Origin of the sequence: Vibrio sp. St2, assembly GCF_947311885.1 — a bacterium.
Taxonomy (GTDB): domain Bacteria; phylum Pseudomonadota; class Gammaproteobacteria; order Enterobacterales; family Vibrionaceae; genus Vibrio; species Vibrio coralliilyticus.
In genome coordinates, this window is sequence record NZ_CAMZNA010000001.1 from 1 (window position 1) to 22,045 (window position 22,045).

18 protein-coding genes, 1 tRNA gene and 1 pseudogene are annotated in these 22,045 nt (G+C 44.4%); 11 read left to right on the forward strand and 9 right to left on the reverse strand.

Annotated elements, in window-relative coordinates:
• The first annotated feature begins 3 nt into the window (after positions 1–3).
• Positions 4–79 (forward strand) — tRNA-Gly (locus tag QMA41_RS00005).
• A 105-nt stretch (positions 80–184) separates the two neighbouring features.
• Here the strand turns inward: QMA41_RS00005 and QMA41_RS00010 are convergent.
• A complete protein-coding gene (locus QMA41_RS00010; RefSeq protein ID WP_281628485.1) occupies positions 185–1,225 on the reverse strand; it encodes an alkene reductase in 1,041 nt (346 codons plus the stop codon).
• Between the two features lie 135 nt (positions 1,226–1,360).
• Here QMA41_RS00010 and QMA41_RS00015 point away from each other — a divergent pair, with 135 nt between their 5' ends.
• Positions 1,361–1,939 (forward strand): TetR/AcrR family transcriptional regulator, encoded by a 579-nt coding sequence (locus QMA41_RS00015; RefSeq protein ID WP_043008548.1) that lies wholly within the window; start codon positions 1,361–1,363, stop codon positions 1,937–1,939.
• 30 nt (positions 1,940–1,969) lie between these two features.
• On the opposite strand, the gene QMA41_RS00020 is transcribed toward QMA41_RS00015, so the two are convergent.
• The gene (locus QMA41_RS00020) at positions 1,970–3,061 is read right to left on the reverse strand and encodes a PQQ-dependent sugar dehydrogenase (protein WP_281628486.1); all 1,092 of its coding nucleotides are present in this window, start codon (positions 3,059–3,061) and stop codon (positions 1,970–1,972) included.
• A 229-nt stretch (positions 3,062–3,290) separates the two neighbouring features.
• On the opposite strand from QMA41_RS00020, the gene QMA41_RS00025 reads away from it, so the two are divergent.
• From QMA41_RS00025 to pheT, 7 genes are all read left to right on the forward strand, one after another.
• Positions 3,291–4,079 (forward strand): TetR/AcrR family transcriptional regulator, encoded by a 789-nt coding sequence (locus tag QMA41_RS00025; RefSeq protein ID WP_006962710.1) that lies wholly within the window; start codon positions 3,291–3,293, stop codon positions 4,077–4,079.
• A gap of 181 nt (positions 4,080–4,260) precedes the next feature.
• A complete protein-coding gene (locus tag QMA41_RS00030) occupies positions 4,261–6,651 on the forward strand; it encodes an MMPL family transporter (RefSeq protein ID WP_281628487.1) in 2,391 nt (796 codons plus the stop codon).
• Between the two features lie 11 nt (positions 6,652–6,662).
• The gene (locus tag QMA41_RS00035; RefSeq protein WP_281628488.1) at positions 6,663–7,463 is read left to right on the forward strand and encodes an outer membrane lipoprotein-sorting protein; all 801 of its coding nucleotides are present in this window, start codon (positions 6,663–6,665) and stop codon (positions 7,461–7,463) included.
• An 8-nt stretch (positions 7,464–7,471) separates the two neighbouring features.
• Positions 7,472–8,653: a hypothetical protein gene (locus tag QMA41_RS00040; protein WP_281628489.1), complete on the forward strand. Its 1,182-nt coding sequence runs from the start codon at positions 7,472–7,474 to the stop codon at positions 8,651–8,653.
• Positions 8,654–8,844: 191 nt separating this feature from the next.
• The gene (locus tag QMA41_RS00045) at positions 8,845–9,987 is read left to right on the forward strand and encodes a GGDEF domain-containing protein (RefSeq protein ID WP_281628490.1); all 1,143 of its coding nucleotides are present in this window, start codon (positions 8,845–8,847) and stop codon (positions 9,985–9,987) included.
• Positions 9,988–10,207: 220 nt separating this feature from the next.
• Complete coding sequence (gene pheS / locus QMA41_RS00050) at positions 10,208–11,191, forward strand: phenylalanine--tRNA ligase subunit alpha (protein WP_006962705.1); 984 nt, start codon at positions 10,208–10,210, stop codon at positions 11,189–11,191.
• A gap of 18 nt (positions 11,192–11,209) precedes the next feature.
• Positions 11,210–13,615, forward strand: a complete 2,406-nt coding sequence (pheT, locus tag QMA41_RS00055; RefSeq protein WP_281628491.1) for a phenylalanine--tRNA ligase subunit beta — start codon at positions 11,210–11,212, stop codon at positions 13,613–13,615.
• Between the two features lie 279 nt (positions 13,616–13,894).
• Here the strand turns inward: pheT and QMA41_RS00060 are convergent, their stop codons facing one another.
• Positions 13,895–14,860 (reverse strand): retron St85 family RNA-directed DNA polymerase, encoded by a 966-nt coding sequence (locus QMA41_RS00060; protein WP_281628492.1) that lies wholly within the window; start codon positions 14,858–14,860, stop codon positions 13,895–13,897.
• Position 14,861: 1 nt separating this feature from the next.
• Entirely contained in the window at positions 14,862–15,797 is a 936-nt protein-coding gene (locus tag QMA41_RS00065) for a retron St85 family effector protein (protein WP_281628493.1), read from the reverse strand.
• Between QMA41_RS00065 and QMA41_RS00070 the strand changes: the two genes are divergently transcribed.
• Positions 15,788–16,060 (forward strand): hypothetical protein, encoded by a 273-nt coding sequence (locus QMA41_RS00070; protein ID WP_281628494.1) that lies wholly within the window; start codon positions 15,788–15,790, stop codon positions 16,058–16,060. The genes QMA41_RS00065 and QMA41_RS00070 overlap by 10 nt on opposite strands.
• A 467-nt stretch (positions 16,061–16,527) precedes the next feature.
• Here the strand turns inward: QMA41_RS00070 and QMA41_RS00075 are convergent, their stop codons facing one another.
• Entirely contained in the window at positions 16,528–17,796 is a 1,269-nt protein-coding gene (locus QMA41_RS00075) for a phospholipase D-like domain-containing protein (RefSeq protein WP_281628495.1), read from the reverse strand.
• 322 nt (positions 17,797–18,118) lie between these two features.
• Positions 18,119–19,627, reverse strand: coding sequence for a DUF3360 domain-containing protein (locus tag QMA41_RS00080; RefSeq protein WP_281628496.1), 1,509 nt, complete (start codon positions 19,625–19,627; stop codon positions 18,119–18,121).
• A 374-nt stretch (positions 19,628–20,001) separates the two neighbouring features.
• Between QMA41_RS00080 and QMA41_RS00085 the strand changes: the two are divergent.
• Positions 20,002–20,136, forward strand: a pseudogene (locus QMA41_RS00085) (hypothetical protein); the annotation flags it as partial.
• A 67-nt stretch (positions 20,137–20,203) separates the two neighbouring features.
• Here QMA41_RS00085 and QMA41_RS00090 read toward each other — a convergent pair.
• Genes QMA41_RS00090 through QMA41_RS00100 form a run of 3 tightly spaced genes read right to left on the reverse strand, consistent with a single transcriptional unit; the run spans position 20,204 to position 22,045 of the window.
• Positions 20,204–20,710 (reverse strand): DUF2165 domain-containing protein, encoded by a 507-nt coding sequence (locus QMA41_RS00090; RefSeq protein WP_019277034.1) that lies wholly within the window; start codon positions 20,708–20,710, stop codon positions 20,204–20,206.
• Positions 20,707–21,435 (reverse strand): metallophosphoesterase, encoded by a 729-nt coding sequence (locus tag QMA41_RS00095; RefSeq protein WP_281628497.1) that lies wholly within the window; start codon positions 21,433–21,435, stop codon positions 20,707–20,709. The genes QMA41_RS00090 and QMA41_RS00095 overlap by 4 nt, the downstream gene beginning before the upstream one ends.
• On the reverse strand, positions 21,413–22,045 hold the full coding sequence (locus QMA41_RS00100; protein ID WP_006962692.1) for a queuosine precursor transporter: 633 nt from the start codon (positions 22,043–22,045) through the stop codon (positions 21,413–21,415). Before QMA41_RS00100 ends, QMA41_RS00095 begins: the two co-directional genes overlap by 23 nt.

Here is a 22,045-nt window from a genome sequence, read left to right on the forward strand (position 1 = left end):
TATGCGACACTAGCTCAGTTGGTAGAGCGCAACCTTGCCAAGGTTGAGGTCACGAGTTCGAACCTCGTGTGTCGCTCCAAATTACGAAGCCCTGACCATTTGGTCAGGGCTTTTTTGTATCTTCATTACATAAGAAATCAGCGGCAAAAAGCCGCTGATTTTTCACTCACCAAACGTGAATGGGTTATACAAGCTCGGCAAGCATTTCATCCGAGTATTCGGTCAACACAGAGCCTGATTTTACTTTTTCGACATAGTCAGGGTTGGCGATTAATGGGCGACCAATTGCCAGCAAATCAAATTTGCCAGACTCCAAAGCTGCATTTCCGGTTTCTGGTGTAAAACCACCAACCCCCATTAGTGTCTTACTGTAGTTTGAACGCATATATTCTGAAACGGTGCCATCTAGGTAATCAAATGACATGCTATCGTCAAAAATTCCCACGTGAAGGTAGCTTAGATCACGGCTTTCGAGTTCTTTGAGCAAGTAATCTGAAACCTGACGATCGCGATTGTCTGGCTCCATGTTGAAGTAAGCACCCGGAGAGAGTCGTAGTGCTGTTCTATCTTTACCAATGGCATCAACGATTGCATCGACCACTTGCAACGGGAAACGTGTCATATTTTCAGCTGAGCCACCAAATTCGTCGTCTCGAGTATTGCTTGAATAATGTAGGAATTGGTCGATCAGATAGCCATTTGCTCCGTGGATTTCAACCCCGTCAAAGCCTGCTTCTAGAGCGTTAATAGCGGCCTGACGATAATCTTCAACAAGTTCTTCAATCTCTTCTCGGGTCGCTGGCTTAGGCGTGGTGTAGGTCAGCTCTCGCATGCGGGGTACGCTGCCTTCAACGCTGACTGCGGAAGGCGCAAGTACATATTCTCCATTGAAGAAATGAGGGTGAGCAACACGGCCAGTGTGCCACAGCTGGACAAAAATCTTACCGCCTTTCTCATGAACCGCGTCTGTCACCTTACGCCAGCCAGCAATTTGCTCCTGACTGAATATTCCAGGGGTATTTGGATATCCCTGACCATCTGGGCGAATGATGGTCGCTTCACTAATAATCAAGCCAGTGTCTGCTCGACGAGCGTAGTAATCCACCATCGCTTGAGTTGGAACTAGGCTGTCATCAGCCATACAACGAGTCAGTGGTGCCATCACAATTCTGTTGTTCAATGTAATGGTATCGTTCAGCGCTAATGGTTCAAATAGGTTATTCATGACGTTCCCTTTGTGGTTTTTCTTGAATGCCCATTCAAGTTAGTCTAATTTGAACAAGCATTCAACTACTTTTTTGAATGCTTGTTCAAAATAAAGTAGAATCGATCCATATTGATAATTGAGATAAGAGAACCAATGCGCAGCGCTGAATTTGATCGGGAAGAAGTATTACGTTCTGCAATGGATGCTTTTGTAGCTAAAGGGTACGCTAAGACCAGCATGCAAGACCTAAAAAAGGTAACTGGACTGCACCCCGGTTCGATCTATTGTGCCTTTGAGAACAAGCGCGGCTTATTGATTGCGGCGTTGGAACAGTATCGTGATGATAAATCGCAAGAGTTTCAGGCCTTGTTTGACTCTCAACCAACAGTGATGGCTGGCTTTGAAAAATATCTAAGCTGGGTGGTCGAAGAGTGTGAAACGGAAGAAATCAAAGATTGTTTGCTGCAGAAATCACTCAGTGAGATGGCACAGCAGGATGATGAAGTGGAACATCTTATCAGCATGATGCTTCAAGACTGGCATCAGTCTATTGAAGAGAAGCTTTCCCAGGCGCAGCAGGCGGGTCAAGCATCTCAAAAAAAATCGCCAGCTCAGTTAGCTCAGTTTTTGGTGATGGGTATCTATGGCATGCGGACTTTATCTCACACTCAGCCAAAACCTGGGGTATTAGGTGAGCTCAAGGATGAACTGCTGGAGCATATCAGTGCTTAAGAAAAAGGCCCGTAATAACGGGCCTTTTTCTTAGCTGCGAGTTGGAACAAGGCGGTATATATTGCCTTGATCAGTACTAAAGATGAGTTCATCCTTAGGGCTGACGATGACATGGCGAATACGTTCGTTAAGCTCTGACAATATTCGAATTTCATCTACTGCTTGATTGTTTTTGTCTAGTGTGACGATATTAATATGGGTCAGTTTCAAAGCGGGTGCGAGAAGCTTCCCGTTAAGCTCAGGGTAGTTTTCACCTCGATACAAAAGCAAACTTGAGGGAGCGATGGAAGGAACATAAACCTTTACTGGTGACTCGATCCCCTCTTTTTCTTTAGATTCCCCGACATTAATCGGCCCCCAGTATTCTTTACCGTGAGAAGTGATTGGCCAGCCATAGTTTGAGCCCGGTTGAATAAGGTTTATTTCATCGCCGCCTCTTGGGCCATGTTCTATCGACCACAAAGCGCCAGCTGCTGAATCGTAAAACAAGCCTTGTGGATTACGATGACCAAAGCTCCAGATTTCCTTTTGCGCGCCTTTTTGCTCGGCGAAAGGGTTGTCTTCGGCTGCTGAACCGTCAGGGTTCAACCTGAGAATCGAACCCGCATGGGTACTTAAGTCCTGTCCATTGTCTCGTTCTCCGCGATCGCCAACACTCATGTAGAGGTACTGATCATCGAAGGTCACTCGACTACCATAGTGGCGATTGGTCGAGGAATTGGACGTTGTCGTAAGGATGTTTTTCCAGTCGGAGAGCTTACCGTCTGAAAATGTGAAGGTAGCAAGAGTGGTATCTGAACCGCTAGCGGTGCGTTTACTGTAGGTCACATACGCTTTGTTCGGTTCGAAAGGGGACATCGCGATATCGAGCAACCCTCCCTGACCGTTGGCATAAAGGCCAGCAGGATCTTCCATAAGCTGAGTACTTTTCCCTGTAGCGATATCGACCGAGAGAATATGGCCGTTGCGTTCGGTGACCAGCAACGTGTTGTCGTCAGCAAACGTCATTCCCCAAGGAACCAGTAAACCTGAAGCAATTTTTTCTGTTGAGTAGTCCGCTGACAATGCCGGACTAATCCAGCATGTAAAAGTAGCAAGCGGTAAAGCTAAGTATTTGAACACGTGGGATTGTCTCTCCAGTTCAGATAAGTGCATAAAGTGTAGCACGATAATAATTCATAGTTTTTATGTATGTATTTACGAACAAATCTTTTATTTGAGTAATATATGATCTATTATGACGAAGTGTCAAAAATGACGAATCGTCATAATTGTGGTTTATCGCAGTATTATGATTCGTGTTACAATTAGAAAGTTAAGGAGTAACAGACGGGTACGGATCGAAATAATCATGTTTGGCTTTAGCTGTAAAAAGAGTGATAAAAAAGACGGCGTCCGTTGTGGTTTTGGGTTAACCAAGAAACAACAGGCCATTGCCGATAGAGAAATAGAGCTGATTCTGCTGGCGAAAGCGCTGGTTCAAAAGGAAGGGTGGAGTAACCTGACCATGGACAAGCTAACGGCAGCAAGCCCTTACTCGAAAGGTACGATTTATAATCACTTTAGTAGTAAAGAAGACGCGATTGTTGCGCTTTGTATTCATTCTCTGAAAAGCGAAGCTGTGTTATTCGCCCGCGCTGCAGAATTTGAAGGCTGTACACGGGAAAAAATCATAGCGATGCATGTAGGCTACCGTATCTATACGCGCATGGAGCCGATTTTGTCCATGTGTGCACTAATGGCGAAAAATCCTTTTGTACTTGAGAAGGCGTCGCCAGAACGTGTTAAAGAGCTAAATGAGCTGGAAGAGCAAGTGATAGAAGGCGCCGATCAACTGGTTAACTACGCGGTTGAAAGTGGTGACCTCAAGTTCTCACCAGGTATCAGCTCAGATGCGATAGTGTTTGCCAATTGGTCGATTGCTTTTGGGTCAAATGCCCTTACGCAAAATGCGTCCAATAGCCATTGTATCAATCGCCTACAGGACCCGTTCTCAGTGCTCCATAATGCGAATATGCTGTTAGATGGGTTGAACTGGAAACCTCTCTCTAGTGAGTGGGATTACAAGAAAACCTGGCGCCGAGTAGAGCAGGAGCTATTTAGTCAAGAGATCGAATATCTCAACTCCGTCGGACGCTAATCTGCTTCAGCCTAAAATAAAGCCCGTTATGGGTTTTATTTGACTCTCTAAATGACGAATCGTCAAAAAAGACACTCGATAAGGTTTGAATCATTCAAACACGAGCTTTGTTACTTAAGTGCCAGTGTTAGCTGGTTTTTAAATAACAACTTTTGACGAAACGTCACAAACGGAGAGTGTGATGAAATCAGCCAACTCTAATCCAAATCAACCACACCCGTGGTTAACCTTACCCACCCGATTTAGCGGTTGGGTACTCCTACTGACATTAGCACTGGTCACCGCTGCCACTTTTGGAGGAAAGAATCTCTATTTCCGTGGTGACTACAACATCTTTTTTGACGGAAAAAACCAACAACTGCTCGCCTATGAGGAAATACAAACCACTTTCGCCAAGTCCGATAACATCGCAATCATCATTTCCCCCCAAAGCGGCAACGTTTTTGAGCCAAAAACTCTAGAACTGATTCAACAGCTTACCCAAGATGCCTGGCTAGTACCTTATTCAAGCCGAGTCGACTCTATTGCCAATTATCAGCATACCGAAGCCATTGAAGATGACCTGATTGTCGAGGATCTTCTATTGGAAGATTATCCTCTTACGCCAGAACGCATCGAAAAGGTTAAGGCAATTGCTTTGTCTGAACCTGTGGTCAAGCACGCCCTGATCTCTGAAAAAGGCGATGTGACAGTGGTGAATGTCACTGTTCAGTTACCTGAAATTGATGAGACGACGGAAGCACTCGAAGTGGTTGCCGGAGTCGATGAACTGTTAAGCAAATATGGTGAGTTGTATCCTCATGTCGAGTTCCATAAAGCGGGGATCATTGCAATGAACCATGCTTTCATGGTCGCCGCTCAGGATGACAGCTCAACATTAGTGCCAGCCATGTTGCTGGTAATACTGGTGTTTTTGACCATCATGCTGCGTTCCTTCCTGAGTGTGATAGCCACGCTTGTGGTGATCATCGGCTCAGTCGCCGCAACCATGGGGTTATCGGGTTGGGCTGGTATGTTCCTTAGTACAGCTACGGTCAATATTCCCACCTTAGTGATGACGTTGGCTGTCGCAGACTGCGTTCATGTTATCGCAACGATGCGTCAGAGCATGCAAAAAGGCCATTCTAAGCAGTACGCGATTGACCACAGTGTTTCGATTAACCTCATGCCGATCGTCATCACCTCAGTGACTACAGCGATTGGTTTCCTGATGATGAATATGTCGGATTCACCGGTATTGAGAGATTTCGGTAACTTGGCAGCACTCGGTGTGATGTTGGCGTGTTTTCTGTCAGTCAGCTTGTTGCCAGCGCTACTCAAATTGCTGCCAATTAAAGTGAAGCGAAAAGAGACCGATAATGGGAAAACCAGTGACTCGATGGATAAGCTTGGCGATTGGGTAGTGAATAATCGTAAAGCCTTGCTGCCTATTTCTGTTGTTGTCATTGCGGTATCTGCAGTACTGATTCCACTGAATAAGGTGAATGATGAATCGGTGAAGTATTTTGATTCGCGCAATGAGTTTCGCCGCGCTGCGGATTTCATGGAAGAGCGCATCAGTGGCATGACAACCATCAGTATTGCGGTGAAAACCCATGAGTCTCAAGGGATTGCGGATCCTATTTTCCTTCAGACGATTAGCAACTTTACTGACTGGCTTCGTATGCAGCCAGAAACGGATCACGTCGCCACGCTTTCCGATGTCTATAAACGCCTGAACAAGAACATGCATGGCGATGATGACAGTTACTACAAGCTGCCTCTGCAAAGGGAACTCGCTGCCCAATATTTGCTGTTGTATGAAATGTCGCTGCCATATGGCCTTGACCTTAATAACCAGATTAATGTCGATAAATCGTCGATCAAACTGGTGGTGACCATCGACAACTTGGGCAGTGTTGAACTGGTCGATTTAGAGAATCGAATCTACGACTGGTTTAAGGCGAACGGCTCGAAGTACGACGTGTTGGCTTCAAGTCCATCGCTGATGTTTGCGCACATTGGTGAGACCAATATGGCTAGCATGCTGTCGACACTGCCTATCACTCTGATCTTGATTTCAGCTTTGATGATTTTTGCACTGAGATCAATGCGACTTGGTGTGATCAGTATTGTACCTAACATGGCTCCGGCAGTTATTGGCTTTGGCTTATGGGCCTTGATCTCTGGCGAGATAAACCTAGGTCTGTCTGTGGTTGTAACGCTGACATTGGGTATTGTTGTTGACGATGCGGTCCACTTTCTCTCGAAATATCAACGTGCACGTAAACAAGGGCAAAACGCCGAACAAGCCGTTCGCTACGCCTTTCACACTGTAGGCCGAGCTCTATGGATCACCACCATTGTTCTGGTTGCAGGGTTCACCGTGCTGGCCATGTCCACGTTCAGACTTAATGCAGATATGGGCCAGCTAAGCGCCATGGTGATCTTTATTGCTCTTGTCGTTGATTTTGTTTTCCTACCAGCGCTGTTGATGCGCTTTGATACCGCGAGTTACGCGCAGGAAAACGAATCACTGACAACAGCCGCCACTTCAACTCAGCCAACAACGGCTCCTCAGACACAAAGTTAAGGGAATACACTATGAAACGTTCAAATTATTCATTGATCACATCGGTCGCGCTGTCTGCTTTGTTGACAATCGGCGGTCAATCTATGGCGTTTGCCAACGCTGAAAAAGGATTGGAAATTGCGACCGAACGCAAAGCGCGAGATGAAGGGTGGGGTGACTCAATCGCAACCATGCAAATGGTACTGAAAAATGCTCAAGGAGAGAGCAGTACTCGCGAAATGCGTATGAAGTCATTTGAAGTGGCTGATGACGGCGATAAAGGTTTGACGATTTTCGACCAGCCAAGAGACGTCAAAGGAACGGCATTTCTCAACCACTCGCACACTATCGATGCTGATGACCAATGGTTATATCTACCAGCGCTTAAACGAGTTAAGCGGATTTCCTCACGCAATAAATCCGGCCCGTTTATGGGCAGTGAATTTGCTTATGAAGACTTAAGCTCGTTTGAGTTGGAGAAATACACCTTCACTTACCTCCGTGATGAAGAGTTCGGTGGAAGTAACGCTTTCGTTGTCGAGCAGATACCAACAGACAAAAACTCGGGTTACACCAAACAGCAAGTGTGGTTGGACAAAGAGCATTACCGACCAATGCAGGTTGAATTTTATGACCGAAAAGGTTCACTGCTGAAAACGCTTAAATTCGATGATTACCAGCTTTATCTAGATAAATACTGGCGTGCCCACACCATGGCGATGACGAATCATCAAACAGGCAAGAGCACGTTGCTTACTACTAGTGATCTCCAGTTTCAGACTGGTTTGAGAGCAAGAGATTTTGAGAAGAATATCCTCAAACGGGTGAAATAAGGATCGCTATGAGCAAAATATGGAATAAAACAGGTCGCCTTGCGGCCTGTGTATCACTGACGCTAGCTGCCTTACATTGCCATGGTTTCGAACTCTCAGGTCAGGTCAACCTTGAGCATCGACAATTCTTTTCCGACGGACTTCAGGGGCAAGGCAAAGGTCAAAGTTCAATCGTCTTACAGCCTGAATTTTATTGGGAGATTGATGACAATTCAGATTTTACCTTCACGCCTTTTTATCGTTTAGACAGCGAAGATGATGAGCGAAGTCACGGCGATATTCGAGAAGCGCTTTATTTAACCTACTGGGATGACTACGAACTGCGTGCCGGGATCGGAAAGGTTTTCTGGGGTGTTACTGAGTCTGCACATCTGGTCGATGTGGTGAATCAAACCGATTCGATTGAAGCGGTGGACGGCGAAGACAAGCTAGGGCAACCCATGCTGCACCTGACTTCAGTCAAAGATTGGGGAATTCTTGACGCGATGCTCCTTCCTTACTTCCGTGAACGTACCTTTGCAGGCCAAGACGGGCGTTTGAGGACGACATTGCCAGTCTCAGAGGATGCGATTTATGAATCTTCTCATGAGGAGCAGCACGTTGATTATGCGCTGAGATACACCCAGATGTTTGGAGATTGGGATTTAGGGTTGAGCTACTTTCAAGGGACTAACCGCGATCCGTATTTCCGTCTTCAAGGGACTGACTTGAAGCCTTACTACGCGCAGGCGAAGCAAGTCGGCGTGGATGTTCAAGGCATTGTCGGCGACTGGCTATGGAAGCTCGAGAGCGTTTATCGTGACAGTTTTGATCACCACATTGGGTTGGTTTCAGGGTTTGAATACACCATTGTTGGTGCATTGGAAAGTGTTTGGGATGTTGGGCTTATCGCAGAGTATCTCTATGACAGTCGAGGCAACAATGCTCAAAGTACCGGTCAAAACGATGTGTTCATCGGTTCACGTTTCGAGCTGAACGATGAGGATGGTACCGAAATATTACTCGGATTCACTCAGGATCTGGATAACAGTGATGTGTTCAGTGCTAAGTTGGAGGCTTCGAGTCGATTGACCAATCACCTTAAATGGCGAGTCGATGGCTGGTGGTTTGAGAATGACACACCTGACGACTTATTGTACTTCGCGCGTAAGGATGACTTCATTGAAGTGTCGTTAGAGTATTACTTCTAAGTGAGAGCTCAATAACACTTTTTAAACGTGATCTTTATTCCAAACTCTAGGGGGCTGATCCAGCTCCCTTTTTTGTATTTAAGTCCTTAGCATCGCTACATTCCTATGTAAAATCCATAAATCATTTATGGTTTTTATGCATCGTGCTGACAGTGCAATGTAATAAATATAATTCTGAAGGCTATTAGCGAATGAAGTCATTTCAATGGGATAACTGCTACGAAACCGGCTTAGACGATGTTGATGAACAACACCAATACCTAGTCGAGATCATCAATCGATATGGAGAGTTGCTCACCAAGAATAATATGTCATTACAAGACATTCGCATGGCGCTGTTTGAATTATCTCGATACGCAGAATTTCATTTCAAGGAAGAAGAAGCGCTCATGCATTCGGTAGGGCTTCACCCCGCTCATATTGAAGGCCATATCAAAATACACCGTGCCTTTATGACGGATATTATCAGCATGCAGGCGTTCATCAGTGATGAAAACAAGAAAGCTTCTGAGCAGTTGTTTAACTTTCTGATTCATTGGTTGGCTTACCATATCCTTGGCATCGACCAGAATATGTCTCGTCAGGTTAAACAGGTTCAGGCGGGGGTGGATCCAAAGACCGCTTATGAGCGTGAAGAGAAAAAACAAGACAGTTCGACGGAGCCGCTTCTCAAAGCGCTTAATGGCTTGTTCGAACAGGTTTCTGACCGAAATAAAGAGCTGCTGGAACTGAATCAGTGCTTAGAAGATAAAGTGAAAGAACGGACTAAGCAGTTATCCAAAGCGAATAAGCAGCTTGAAGAGCTGTCTTTAACAGATCCACTCACTCAGCTTCCCAATCGACGCTGTGCGATTCGCAAACTGAAAGCATACTGGCATGAGTCAACCCTCAATCAAGAGCCTTTGGTGTGCATCATGATTGATGCTGACAACTTCAAACAGGTGAATGATAGTGCGGGGCACGACGCTGGTGATCGCTTGCTGGTGGAGTTAGCTCAGACGCTAAATGACTCATTTCGCAGTGATGATCTGGTGTGTCGTCTTGGCGGGGACGAGTTCTTCGTCATCTGTCCCAATACTGATGCAGAAGGAGGCGCGCATGTGGCGGAGCAAACAAGACAAATTGTTGCAGAAATGCGTGTGCCCGCGGGTGATGACATCTGGTGTGGCAGCATTAGTGTCGGTGTGGCAGAGCGTACCTATGAAATGAGAGATTTCAACGATCTCATTAAAGGAGCAGATAACGCGGTCTACAAAGCTAAATCTCAAGGACGCAACTGTGTTGCAACGTGTGAGCAACCGCTCCATTCCTCTGCTTATGACACTTCACGCTAGTGTCTAATCCACCCAGTTTCCTCGTCGATACAGACCCAAATAGCTGAGCTTAATGAACTCGAACAATCATTAAGCTGATTTTTTACCCAAAGAGAGGTCGAATCCCGATTTCAGATTGGATTTAGACCTCGCTTTCGTTACTATGTACAGCTATTTGAAAATACCAAAAATCCCTCGCGGGAACCCTTATGGAAACTACCTATAGGTAGATGAGGAAACGATGCAACATCTAGAAGAGATCATTGCTAATGCGGGCGCAGCAATTGAAGCTGCTGATTCGCTAGTCGCACTTGATGAAGTGCGTGTTCAGTATCTAGGTAAGAAAGGTGAGCTAACGGCTCAACTTCAAAGCCTAGGTAAACTACCACCAGAAGAGCGCCGTACTGCTGGTCAAGAGATCAACAAAGCAAAAGGTGCAGTTCAACAAGCGATTGCCGCACGCAAAGACGCACTGCAACGTGCAGAGCTAGAAGCGAAGCTGGCTGAAGAAACTATCGACGTGACTCTACCGGGTCGTCGTATCGAGAACGGTGGTCTTCACCCTGTGACTCGTACAGTTGAGCGTATTGAACAATTCTTTGGTGAGCTAGGCTTTAACACTGAGTCTGGTCCTGAGATTGAAGATGCATTCCACAACTTTGATGCACTAAACATCGCAGAAGATCACCCAGCGCGTACTGACCACGACACGTTCTTCTTTAACCCAGATCTAATGCTACGTACTCACACGTCTGGCGTTCAGATCCGTACGATGGAAAATGGTAAACCACCATTCCGCTTCATCGCACCGGGTCGTGTTTACCGTAACGACTACGACCAAACGCACACGCCAATGTTCCACCAAGTGGAAGGTATGCTAGTAGACGAGAACGTAAACTTCGCACAGCTTAAAGGCATCCTGCACGACTTCCTATGTAACTTCTTTGAAGAAGAAGTGGAAGTTCGTTTCCGTCCTTCTTACTTCCCATTCACTGAGCCTTCAGCTGAAGTAGACGTGAAAGGTAAAAACGGCAAATGGCTTGAAGTTCTGGGTTGTGGCATGGTTCACCCTAACGTACTTCGCAGCGTTGGCATCGACCCTGAGAAATACTCTGGCTTTGCATTTGGTATGGGCGTTGAGCGTCTAACTATGCTTCGTTACGGCGTAAACGATCTTCGTGCGTTCTTCGAGAACGACCTTCGTTTCCTAAAACAGTTCAAGTAATCCAGGGGAACCATCACTATGAAATTTAGCGAATCTTGGCTTCGTGAGTGGGTAAACCCTGCGGTATCGACTGACGAACTTACACACCAAATCACAATGGCGGGTCTAGAAGTAGACGACGTACTACCTGTTGCTGGTTCTTTCACTGGCGTTAAAGTAGGTAAAGTGGTTGAGTGTGGTCAACACCCAGACGCTGACAAACTACGCGTAACTAAAGTAGATGTTGGCGCTGAAGAACTTCTAGACATCGTTTGTGGCGCATCTAACTGCCGCCTAGGTATCAAAGTTGCGGTTGCGACTGTTGGTGCTGTTCTACCAGGCGATTTCAAAATCAAAAAAGCAAAACTACGTGGTCAACCATCACACGGCATGTTGTGTTCATTCTCTGAGCTAGGCATTGACGTTGAATCAGATGGCATCATGGAACTAGCAGAAGACGCAGCAATCGGTACTGATTTCCGCGAATTCCTAGGTCTTGACGACGTAACAGTAGACGTAGACCTAACGGCTAACCGCGCGGATTGTTTCAGTATCCGTGGTATGGCACGTGAAGTTGGTGTACTAAACCGTGCAGACGTGACTGAGCCTGCAGTTAACCCTGTTGCTCCAGCAATTGACGACACTGTTTCTATCGAAGTGAAAGCACCTGCTGCATGTCCTCGTTACCTTGGCCGTGTGGTTAAGAACGTAAACGTTCAAGCTGAAACTCCACTTTGGATGCAAGAGAAACTGCGCCGTTGTGGTATCCGCTCTATTGACCCAGTAGTCGACATCACTAACTTTATTCTTCTGGAGCAAGGCCAGCCAATGCACGCCTTCGATCTTGCTAAGATTGAAGGCGGTATCGTAGTTCGTATGGCAGAGCAGGGCGAGAAGCTAACTCTTCTAGACGGCAACGAAGCTGAGTTAAACGCTGATACTCTAGTGGTAGCTGACCACAACAAAGCCCTTGCTATCGCAGGTATCTTTGGTGGTGAAGAGTCTGGTGTAACGACTGAAACTAAAGACGTACTACTTGAGTGTGCGTTCTTCGCACCAGACCACATCCGTGGTCGCGCACGTAGCTATGGTCTACACACAGATTCTTCTATGCGTTTTGAGCGTGGTGTCGATTTCGCACTGCAAACTAGCGCAATGGAGCGTGCAACAGAACTTCTCGTTGAGATCTGTGGCGGTGAAGTAGCCCCTGTTGTTGCTGAAGAGTCAGAAGCTGACCTACCAAAAGCAAATACAGTGTCACTACGTCGCACTAAGCTAGACAGCCTACTAGGTCACCACATTGCAGACAGCGATGTTGTTGAAATCCTAGAGCGTCTTGGCCTAACAGTATCAACAACTGACACTGGTTGGACAGCGACAGCACCGACATGGCGTTTTGATATCGCAATCGAGCAAGACCTAATTGAAGAAGTAGGTCGTATCTACGGTTACGATAACATTCCTAACCAAAACCCAGCGGCAGCACTTAAGATGCACGACCACGTTGAAGCGAACATTCCGCTAAAACGCGTTCGTAACCTACTTGTTGACCGTGGTTACCAAGAAGCGATCACTTACAGCTTCGTTGAGCCAGAGCAACAAAAGCTGGTTGTTCCAGGTGTTGAGCCGTTAATCCTGCCATTCCCAATCTCTGCGGATATGTCAGCAATGCGTCTAGGCCTAATCCAAGGTCTACTAAACACTGTGGTTCACAACCAGAAACGTCAACAGCCACGTGTTCGTCTATTCGAATACGGCCTACGTTTCATCCCATGTGAGTCTGCTGAAAACGGTATGCGCCAAGAGCCTATGCTTGCAGGTGTTATCGCAGGTACTCGCAGCGAAGAGCACTGGGATATCGAAACCAACACTGTTGATTTCTTTGATCTGAAAGGCGATCTAGAAGCGGTTCTTGAGCTTACTGCAAACGAAAACGCGTACTCTTTTGCTGCGCTTTCGGCTGAAGACAAAGCAGCGAACCCAGCACTTCACCCGGGTCAATCTGCGGCAATCATCGTTGATGGTAAGCAAGTAGGTGTAATCGGTACAGTTCACCCAGAGCTTGAGCGTAAGTTTGGTCTAAACGGCCGTACTATCGTATTCGAAGTGGAATGGTCTGCAATCAACACTAAAGTGATTCCAGAAGCCGTACAGCTTTCTAAGTTCCCATCAAACCGTCGTGACATCGCAGTAGTTGTTGATGAAGCAGTAGCTTCTGGCGACATCGTTGCAGCGTGTCTAGAACAAGGTGGTGAGTTCCTGAAAGATGCGAAACTATTCGACGTTTACGTTGGTAAAGGCGTTGAAGAAGGTAAGAAGAGCCTAGCAATCGCGCTAACACTACAATCTGTAGAGCGTACGCTTGAAGATGCCGACATCGCTGGTGCGGTTGACGCTATCGTTGCTCACGTATCTGAGAAGTTTGGTGCATCGCTACGCGACTAATCACTACTGATTAGATAGAAAATCAAAGGCCTCGCATTGCGAGGCCTTTTTGTTAGATCAGGAAACGGATGCTAACTCATTATTGGACAGAAACGTGTTATCTGGCTTGCTAATTTAGCAAATGACGGATTAACTGAAGTACGTAAAAACTTCAAGGCGCAAAAGGAAAGATTTGATCCTGTACTTCCTTTTGAATTAAACAAAGTATAGAAAACCTTGGATAGCAAAGGGCAAGACCTGACCCCACTGTTTTTTCTTCTGATATATAAATATTGTTACTTATTTTACTAGATTATTCTGCTTAATTGCTTTAGCAATTTTATAAGAATCCTTAGCTAGCTTTATAAAAAATTCAGAACCGTATTTTTCTTCTAATTTTTTATAATAATCTGGCTCTACACTCATCATATGAGAAACTATTCCATGCAAATAAGGTATATCAGATTTTTTAATTGTTTTATTATAGTAGTGATGCACCATTGCTCTAATTTTTTTTCGAGTATATCTACCAACAGAAAGTTTATCTTCGTGAGTAAGCACGATCCCTGTCACACGTCTAGAACGCCCTCTACCAATAACTTTCGTTTTAGATTCATTAATTGACAACTTAGGATTTTTAGTCTCAGACAAGAGAGCAGTTATATATTTCTTCAACTCGTCAATTTTATCAAAGTCCATAGTTGAGAAAGTTAGGTCATCAGCATATCTAGTGTAAACAACACCATTATCGTTACAGTATTTCTCTAATTTACTATCAATTGACTTCATAACTAAGTTAGAAACCAATGGCGATGATGGAGCTCCAATAGATAATTCTAATTTTTTGTTGTTTCGTCTAAACAAGTAAGATGAAAGTATTTTTTTGTCAAACTCTCCAATAACTTCCCCTTCACCCTCAAGAAATAAAAATAGATCATTAGGCTTTAATGATGGGAAAAAATTATTAAAGTCTAATTTTAGTATCCAGTCATTATCTTTATGTGCTTCAGCATTATCTACTATAGATTTACCTTCTACATAAGCAGTACTGACCTCAGAAGGATTATATTTTGATAGAAAAACAGAAATGACAGCTCTTTGAACTTTCTTCACAAACGGGCTTGGCTGAGCAATAACTCGCTCCCCCTTTGTTCTTTTGGGGATTGTATATACTTTGTATGCCAATGGTGCTGTATTTAGGCCTTTTATTACATCTTGAATATTTAAATCTGTACTACTACATATTTCTTTCAATAGATTTGCCATATCAATTCTCCGTAATAGAGGCTAACCGATCTTCATCATGAACAGCCATAACGCCTAGCAAGTCCTGTACGAAATCTGTACGATTTTTATTATCTATTAACTCTTTTAAATCAGCATCATAATAATGCTTTATAAATCCTTTATTCTCACTAGTTGCGATATAATAAGTATCACCGCTATCAACCTTTTTTATAAAACCAAACCTTTCTAGTATATAAGTGCAGGTTCTTACGAGTGAGTAGTTACTTTCCACTTTAAAGTGATCTTTTAGAGCATTGTTTATTTCTGAAATACGTAGAGAACCAAAAGTAAATATCAAATCACCAACAACAAAGCAAACATGACCAATTTTACTTAAATCTAATTTAGGGCTACCCGTAGATAGCTTACTAATTTCTTCCTCTATTTTTTTTGTAATTCTATTGGATACAGACAAGGTAGTCTCTTTATTAGCATTAACTTTTGAAGAAACTTTATCTTGATTTACACCACCGATATAATATCTCACATCCCATTGATACTTTAACACTACTTTATTATTATCTTGCAAATACTTGATGGGACCATAGTTAATAAATGTATTCTCTTCTACAATATTAGTATTAACTACAAGTATGAGCTTTTCTGACAATGTTTCCAAAACACTAAAGCTACCTAGTTCTGCAAATGCACCAGGCCCTTCCAATATGAGAACTATTGCACCTGCCATATCGGCAATTGCCAGCTCAAAATCGATCAGGTTCTTAACCTGTCCATGCTCTAGCCAATCTTGATATTCTTCAGCACATTGAACCTTGTCACTCAAAGAGGCGTAGCTAGCCACAATAGTATCTAGAATTGCTCCCCTCATTGAAAAGTATTTAGACTCACCATCCTGACCTGTTTCGTAGGTGCCTGTTTGACCACCACACAAAAACAAGAAGTTTGGTGCATTCATTAGACGCAACTTTGAATAATCCAAAGCCGTTAGGTAATTATCAAAATGGGTTTCAAATTCAGTCATACAAACATAGATCGCCTGAAAAACAAAAAGCCCCTGATTACGGGGCTTTCTGCAACTTTACCTTAAAGGGCACGGGCGCCACGACAAATCGGCTTGCCGATTTTCGTGGTGACCGTGCTCATAAAAAAACACAATTTAAAGCTCTGGTGATGCACCAGATGAAGCTGGTCACGCTTCAAGCGCGTAAAGTAAATTAAATATAGACGAAACCATCTCAAACATCAATTTTTTAATCCAAAACATAGACTTAACCAGTAACATTCCAATGCCTTTTAACTATGGCAATCCCCTGAATACAGTTCCTTTCAAACTCAGCGTGTAGACAGGGGCAAGTATTGCTTTTTGCCCAACCAATAAATTGCGTATTGCAAGGTTAACGGGGTGATCTATTCCTTTCCTTGAGCAGTAGCTAACAATAGGGCACTTTCGAGTCAGTGATTTTGCTAAATTTGTAAATTGCGGATTCAGTGCAGTATTCAAAAACTTCAAAGCGTAGAGGGCATAACCTAAGCCAGTAGTTTTATGATTCAGCCTACAAAATCAACGATTTTCGTAAACATATCAATACCTTCTTTTAAGGTAATGGTATTTCCACTCGGTCGGTGAGTGAAAGAGTACCTTACTTTTTTTGCTCTAGGCGCTCATCTATGAAAAGTTAACTGATTTACTTTATGACCAAAATGGGGTTTCCTTGATACTCAATTACGCTCAGTCTGTAACGTGAGCCCTTCAAATAATCTCTAATGTTCTTGTTTCCGATATCAAGTTCTTGATAAGTAAAACTGGTAAAGGAACGACCAAAGAACGCATTGAGTGCATCTTGATTACTGAAGATTTTGGCCTCTAAGTCGGCTTTAAATGCCTTCTGTTTGTCATTATTCTGTTCGGTGAAGTGCTTTTCTACAAGCTCAAAGGCATCCCCTGTGAAGAGGAAAAAAGCGTCACAGCCCCCAAGGTAGGAGTGTTTGAGAGTGACTTTGACATTGTGCTTATGAGTATCTTTTTTGGGGAAACTGATGGTAACCACCAACTGCTTATCCCCTACTTTAAGCAAATTATCAACCCATGTGACTGTTTTTCTAAAGTAGGTAATCCGGGTTTTTGCAATTCTGGCAAAGCCCATGGCACCACTGTCTGCAACAATAAATGGGTACATATGGAGTCGTTTAAAATCATAAGGCTTTGTCCCTTCTCCTGGCTTGTGGACCTTCCAGTGCGTCAAATCGTAACCCGGTTTTGTGACGAGGCTGTAGTAGTGGCTTGAGCCATTGAACATGATGTCAACGGATGCATATGCTTCACCTTGTGCTAGTTTAATGCTCGACTGTTTCTCGATCGCTTCCAGACGGCGAAACAAGCTTCGTCGTTTTTGCTCCTCGTGCTGAGTATGAAGGTGTGCGAACTGAGTTTCAGTGTTTTTAAGTAGTTTTTTGTACTGTTTGAACTGGCTAGATAGCTCAGACAGAAGTAGGTCCACAAAAGCTTCATCGATGGGTTCTGCCTCTTCTCGCCATTCAAGCAGTGTCTTGACAAACTTAGTGTTATCCAGCGACGCGGCTGGGATGGCAGTGCACTCTTTGCTTTTTCGCGCATATGAGGTGAAATTTTGTGAGCCTAGGGTGATGTATGCATCGTCAGTAAGTAGCACTTTGGCATGCAAGCGCGGTGCATTTAACACGTTAAAACCTTCTGAGAGCAAGTGCTTTAGCGTTTTAAGTTGTTTAGGTTGTTCTAAAATTGACGTCGGGTTTAAGTCAGTCACGATTGTGACGTGCATTTTATCTAGTTCGGTTTGCTTTAGGAGGTTGACCAGCAGTTTGTCAAAAAAAGGAGTATATATAGTTATAGATTGATCAGCCTTGGCGACTCGCTTTTTCCATTTGAGGTAGACATCTTTTGCAAGGTATGTGCGGTTTCCTTGTGCCTTATTCATATACCGTCGTTCTCTCTTTACATCATCTGAACTGTACCGCAGTATCGGACACCAAGTTCATTGAGTAAAGCCACTAACGAAGTAATTAATGTCTATCATGTGAGGAGGGGCAGGTATTTCTTTTTACCTTTTCATTAACTAAAGCATTGCGAATATCGTTCATCGAGACCTGCTCTTTTGTTCCGGTTAACTCACATTGGGCAAAAATGAGTTAGCTGGTCATCACCTTAGAAAATCAAAGGCCTCGCAATAGCGAGGCCTTAGTTTTTTCAGATATAACCGAGAGGTTAAATACCCATTGGCTTCAACTCGCGTCTAACGGTTAGCGAAAGCTTGGGATAATCGCTGGTATCCCTGGTAGCAGCCCAACCGACGCCATCACACTTGTTAGTACCACAAACATAATGCCAGGCAACACCCAACGGCTCATTTTGCTCAATTCACCGCTACGTTCTTTACAACCGACTAAACCTAAGTTGTCTAACAGCATAGTGAGCGACCAACCAAATGCAGGGTTTACTAGCGCTGACGAAAATACAACGATTGCGGCAGATTGAGTGGTTTTCCCTTCGCGCGTCATTTCCATTCCAGCTTCTAGCAATGGGACGAATACACCAACGATTAGCGCAACACAAAGTACAGGTTGCCAGATAGCTAAATCCATCGGGTAACCCCAAATTGCAGCGATGATGCAAAACAGAGCCGTCAGCAAAGCACCCGCAGGAATAGGGCGTTTAGCAATTGCGGCTGGTACGATGTAAGTCCCCCATGAAGAGGTAAAGTTAGTACCACCAAGGAGAGAACCAAATGTCTGACGAATAGAAGCCGTGGTCATGGTATCGTCAATGTTCATGTGTACTTTTTCGGTACGTTCTGGGTAGCTGATTTTTTGAAAGACCTGATGCCCTAAGAAGTCTGGTGACCACATAGCCACTGCTAAAATCGCAAACGGTAGTACCACCATGAAGTGTTCAATTGTCGGTAGGCCAAGCATCCAACCTGTATTCTCCCCCCACCAATACATAGGGTTCATGTTAGGTAAACCAGGCTCGGTTTGGAAAGAAAACGGTGCGCCCATCGCAAAAGCTAACGTGCCACCCAGCAAGCAGCTAAGAGGCACTGCTAGCCAACGCTTACGGAAATGTTCCAATAACGCGTACAAGATAATGGTACAAAAGATCACGACGAAAGCGATGTGGCTCATACCAATTCCTTCTGCCCAAGCGAATAGCTTTTTGACTTGAGAAACGGTCCCAACAAAGCCTAGGTAGAGCAATAAGCCGCCACACACGCCTTTACTGGTGAGATTTGCCAACATGCTGCCACCTTTACTGATGGCCAATAATAAGCCAAACGCGCCAATCAGCAAGCCAAAGGCCATCGGGTGTCCACCAGCGGCAACAACAATCGGAATCAAAGGGATAAGTGGTCCGTGTGTACCTGCGAGGTTGGCGGTTGGCAACAAAAAGCCAGAGAAAAGAATGATGAAAACTGACGCTATCAGTAATTCATAACGAACATTTTCTAGAATAAACCCTTCGTTTAGCCCTAGAGCTCCGGCAAAGGTTGCTGCAATAGCGCCCACCATTACCACTTTACCAATGGTCGCCGCCATTGCTGGGATGGTGTCTTCAACCTCAAATCGATAATCTTTAAACGGCAAGTTTGGACGCCAGCGTTTAGGCGACATGATTTGCAATTCGTGCTCTAGATACTGCTCTCGGGACTCAAATTCAGAGCTTGGTTTGTGTTGTTGTTCATAAGTGAGTTGATCCTCATTGGATTGAGGCTTATCTGTTCTTATATGTACGGACTCTAAAGTACTGCTCATTTTGATTCCTTTCATTCACACTCTGAGGTGTGTTGTTCCAACAAACGTAACTTACTGCCGGTATTAAGAGGTAGCGGAGTAGTTAGTGTTTGCTACAAAGCATGCGACAAATCTCTATTAGGTGTAACTTGGGTTATTATTAAAAAGTGAAGATGACTGACTAAGAATAGGGTCGGAAACAAGCAAGAATATCGTTGGTATTGGTGTAAAAAGCTTGAGGTTCACTGTTAAAGATAAAGAACAAGTTACCCTATAAATAAACGCAATTATTGAAGTTGTTAGTACCTTAAACCAAACTGAAAAAAACAAATAGTCTCAGTTAGTTAGACATTAGTCGTAGAGTTAGCCTAAAGTATGAAGAGGTTAGATTTTAAGGTAAGAAGAGCCTAGCAATCGCACTGACGCTACAGTCAGTTGAGCGTACGCTAGAAGATGCCGACATCGCTGCTGCGGTTGACGCTATCGTTGCTCACGTATCTGAGAAGTTTGGTGCGTCGCTATGCGACTAATTATCTGTGATTAGATAGAAAAAACCCTGCTCAATCAGCAGGGTTTTTTATTGCTATTAGTAATGAACTAGTCGTTATTTGGTCTTGGCATCAGGACATAAATCAACGTCAGAATGATAAACATAGCGAAGGTATATGCCTTCATCTGGCCATTCCATGAGTTTGCCCACATCGAGAACCACTCAGCGCCAACAACGCCGAAGCCGAAATACCACACACCTAAAGCGACGGTGACACCGGCTACATAGAAAGCCTGACCTTTGGAGAATCCAGCCGCTTCACGTTTGAAGAACATAATTACCGCGCCGATAACGCACAAAGCGCCCGCAAGGAACTCAAGTGCGATGATCAGATTGTAAAACACAGTGTGAAGTGTCGGAGAAGTGATCGCACGTCCATACAGATTATCGCCTGTAAAAAATGCCTTCATTTGGTCCATAGCCAATACGTGCTGCACAAATTGGAAGTTTGTATTGTAGTCAATCACATTGTTATAGCTGACCAGTACGCAGAATACCCCCACATACATCGCGACAACGGCTTTCGAAATATCGAGAACCAAGCTTAATCTCATAGCACAACCTCATTTACAGTTATTGTTTGTTTTGAAATAGTAAATTTGTTCATTCCGATACGTTCACTTCGATTGTATTCAGGAATGGAGTGATCAAATCCATAAGCGGTTGCTGGCGCCATGTACTGCGTAACACCTTCTTTGGTGCAGGTAATATGATCATGGCCATGACCACAAATAACTTCTCTGACGCCAGATTGCTTAAGGATGTTGAATATCTGTTGGTCGTTCTCAAGGCAGATAGCCTTCATCCAGTCAGAGCCAACACGAATCACTGGGTGATGTACGACCACAATAGGGTCTTTCTTCTTACGGATTTGCTTTCTCAGGTGAGCGATACCGCGATTGTCAATTCTGCCGGAGCCGAGAGGGTGCTGAGCATCAATAGGTTTCTGACTTGAGTCGAGGAAGATGAAATCGCGCCCTGCAATCTCACATTGATCCACCACCTGAATCAAAGAGCCCTTCAGCTCATTTTTCATCAAAACGATATCATCATGGTTACCTGCAATGGCATAAACCTGTTTTTTGCTATCAACGTGCTGGGAAACAAAACTCAGCAGCTTTGTATAGTCGCCTGATTTAGGACCACAGCAGATATCACCGGTCAGCAGAATTGTGTCGCAATCACTATCAGCATTTGCAACATTCAGCGCCTTCTCAAGGTTTTGAAAGCTCGACTCATCGCTCAAATGGCAATCGCTAATTTGAAACACAGTACTCATGTTTGTTCCTGATCAGGTTAATTATTAAGAGGGTTGGCCCCAGCAGAACCAGCTGTGCAACCAGCTTTTTAATGCTCGCCCAGAACATAATGTCCATCAGTAGGCTGCTTGCTTTAACACCCCAGAAAGCCAGGATGAGGAAGAGGTTTACATCAGCGAGTGCCACGATCAGCGTGGCCAATGCGATTCTGATTGCGATGCTTTCAATCTTCAATGAGTTAAATAGCACACCAAACAGGAACATTGAGACGAAGTAGGCACACAATGAGGATAAGTAAATTCGGTAATTACTGAGATTGTAGATTAGGTCAAAACTCTTGTTGTAAGTCGACTCGGCGTTGACGCCGGGCAGAATCGCTGCGATGTACATCAGGCTGATAAACGACAGATAACCGAAATAGGCAAAGGTAATACATTTGAAGTACACGTCTGGTGAACGCGTCGCCATGATGATTGAAGAGAAGAGGTAAACAAACGGGTAGGTGAAGAATCCCGCCGTAAGATGGATACCGAAGAATTCAACAGCTTTTGCTGCGGCCATGTTTGAAGCAGTTAGGAAACAGAACAGCCCTAGAGTCGCGAGCATGGTCGACTTTTCTAGTACGTTCAT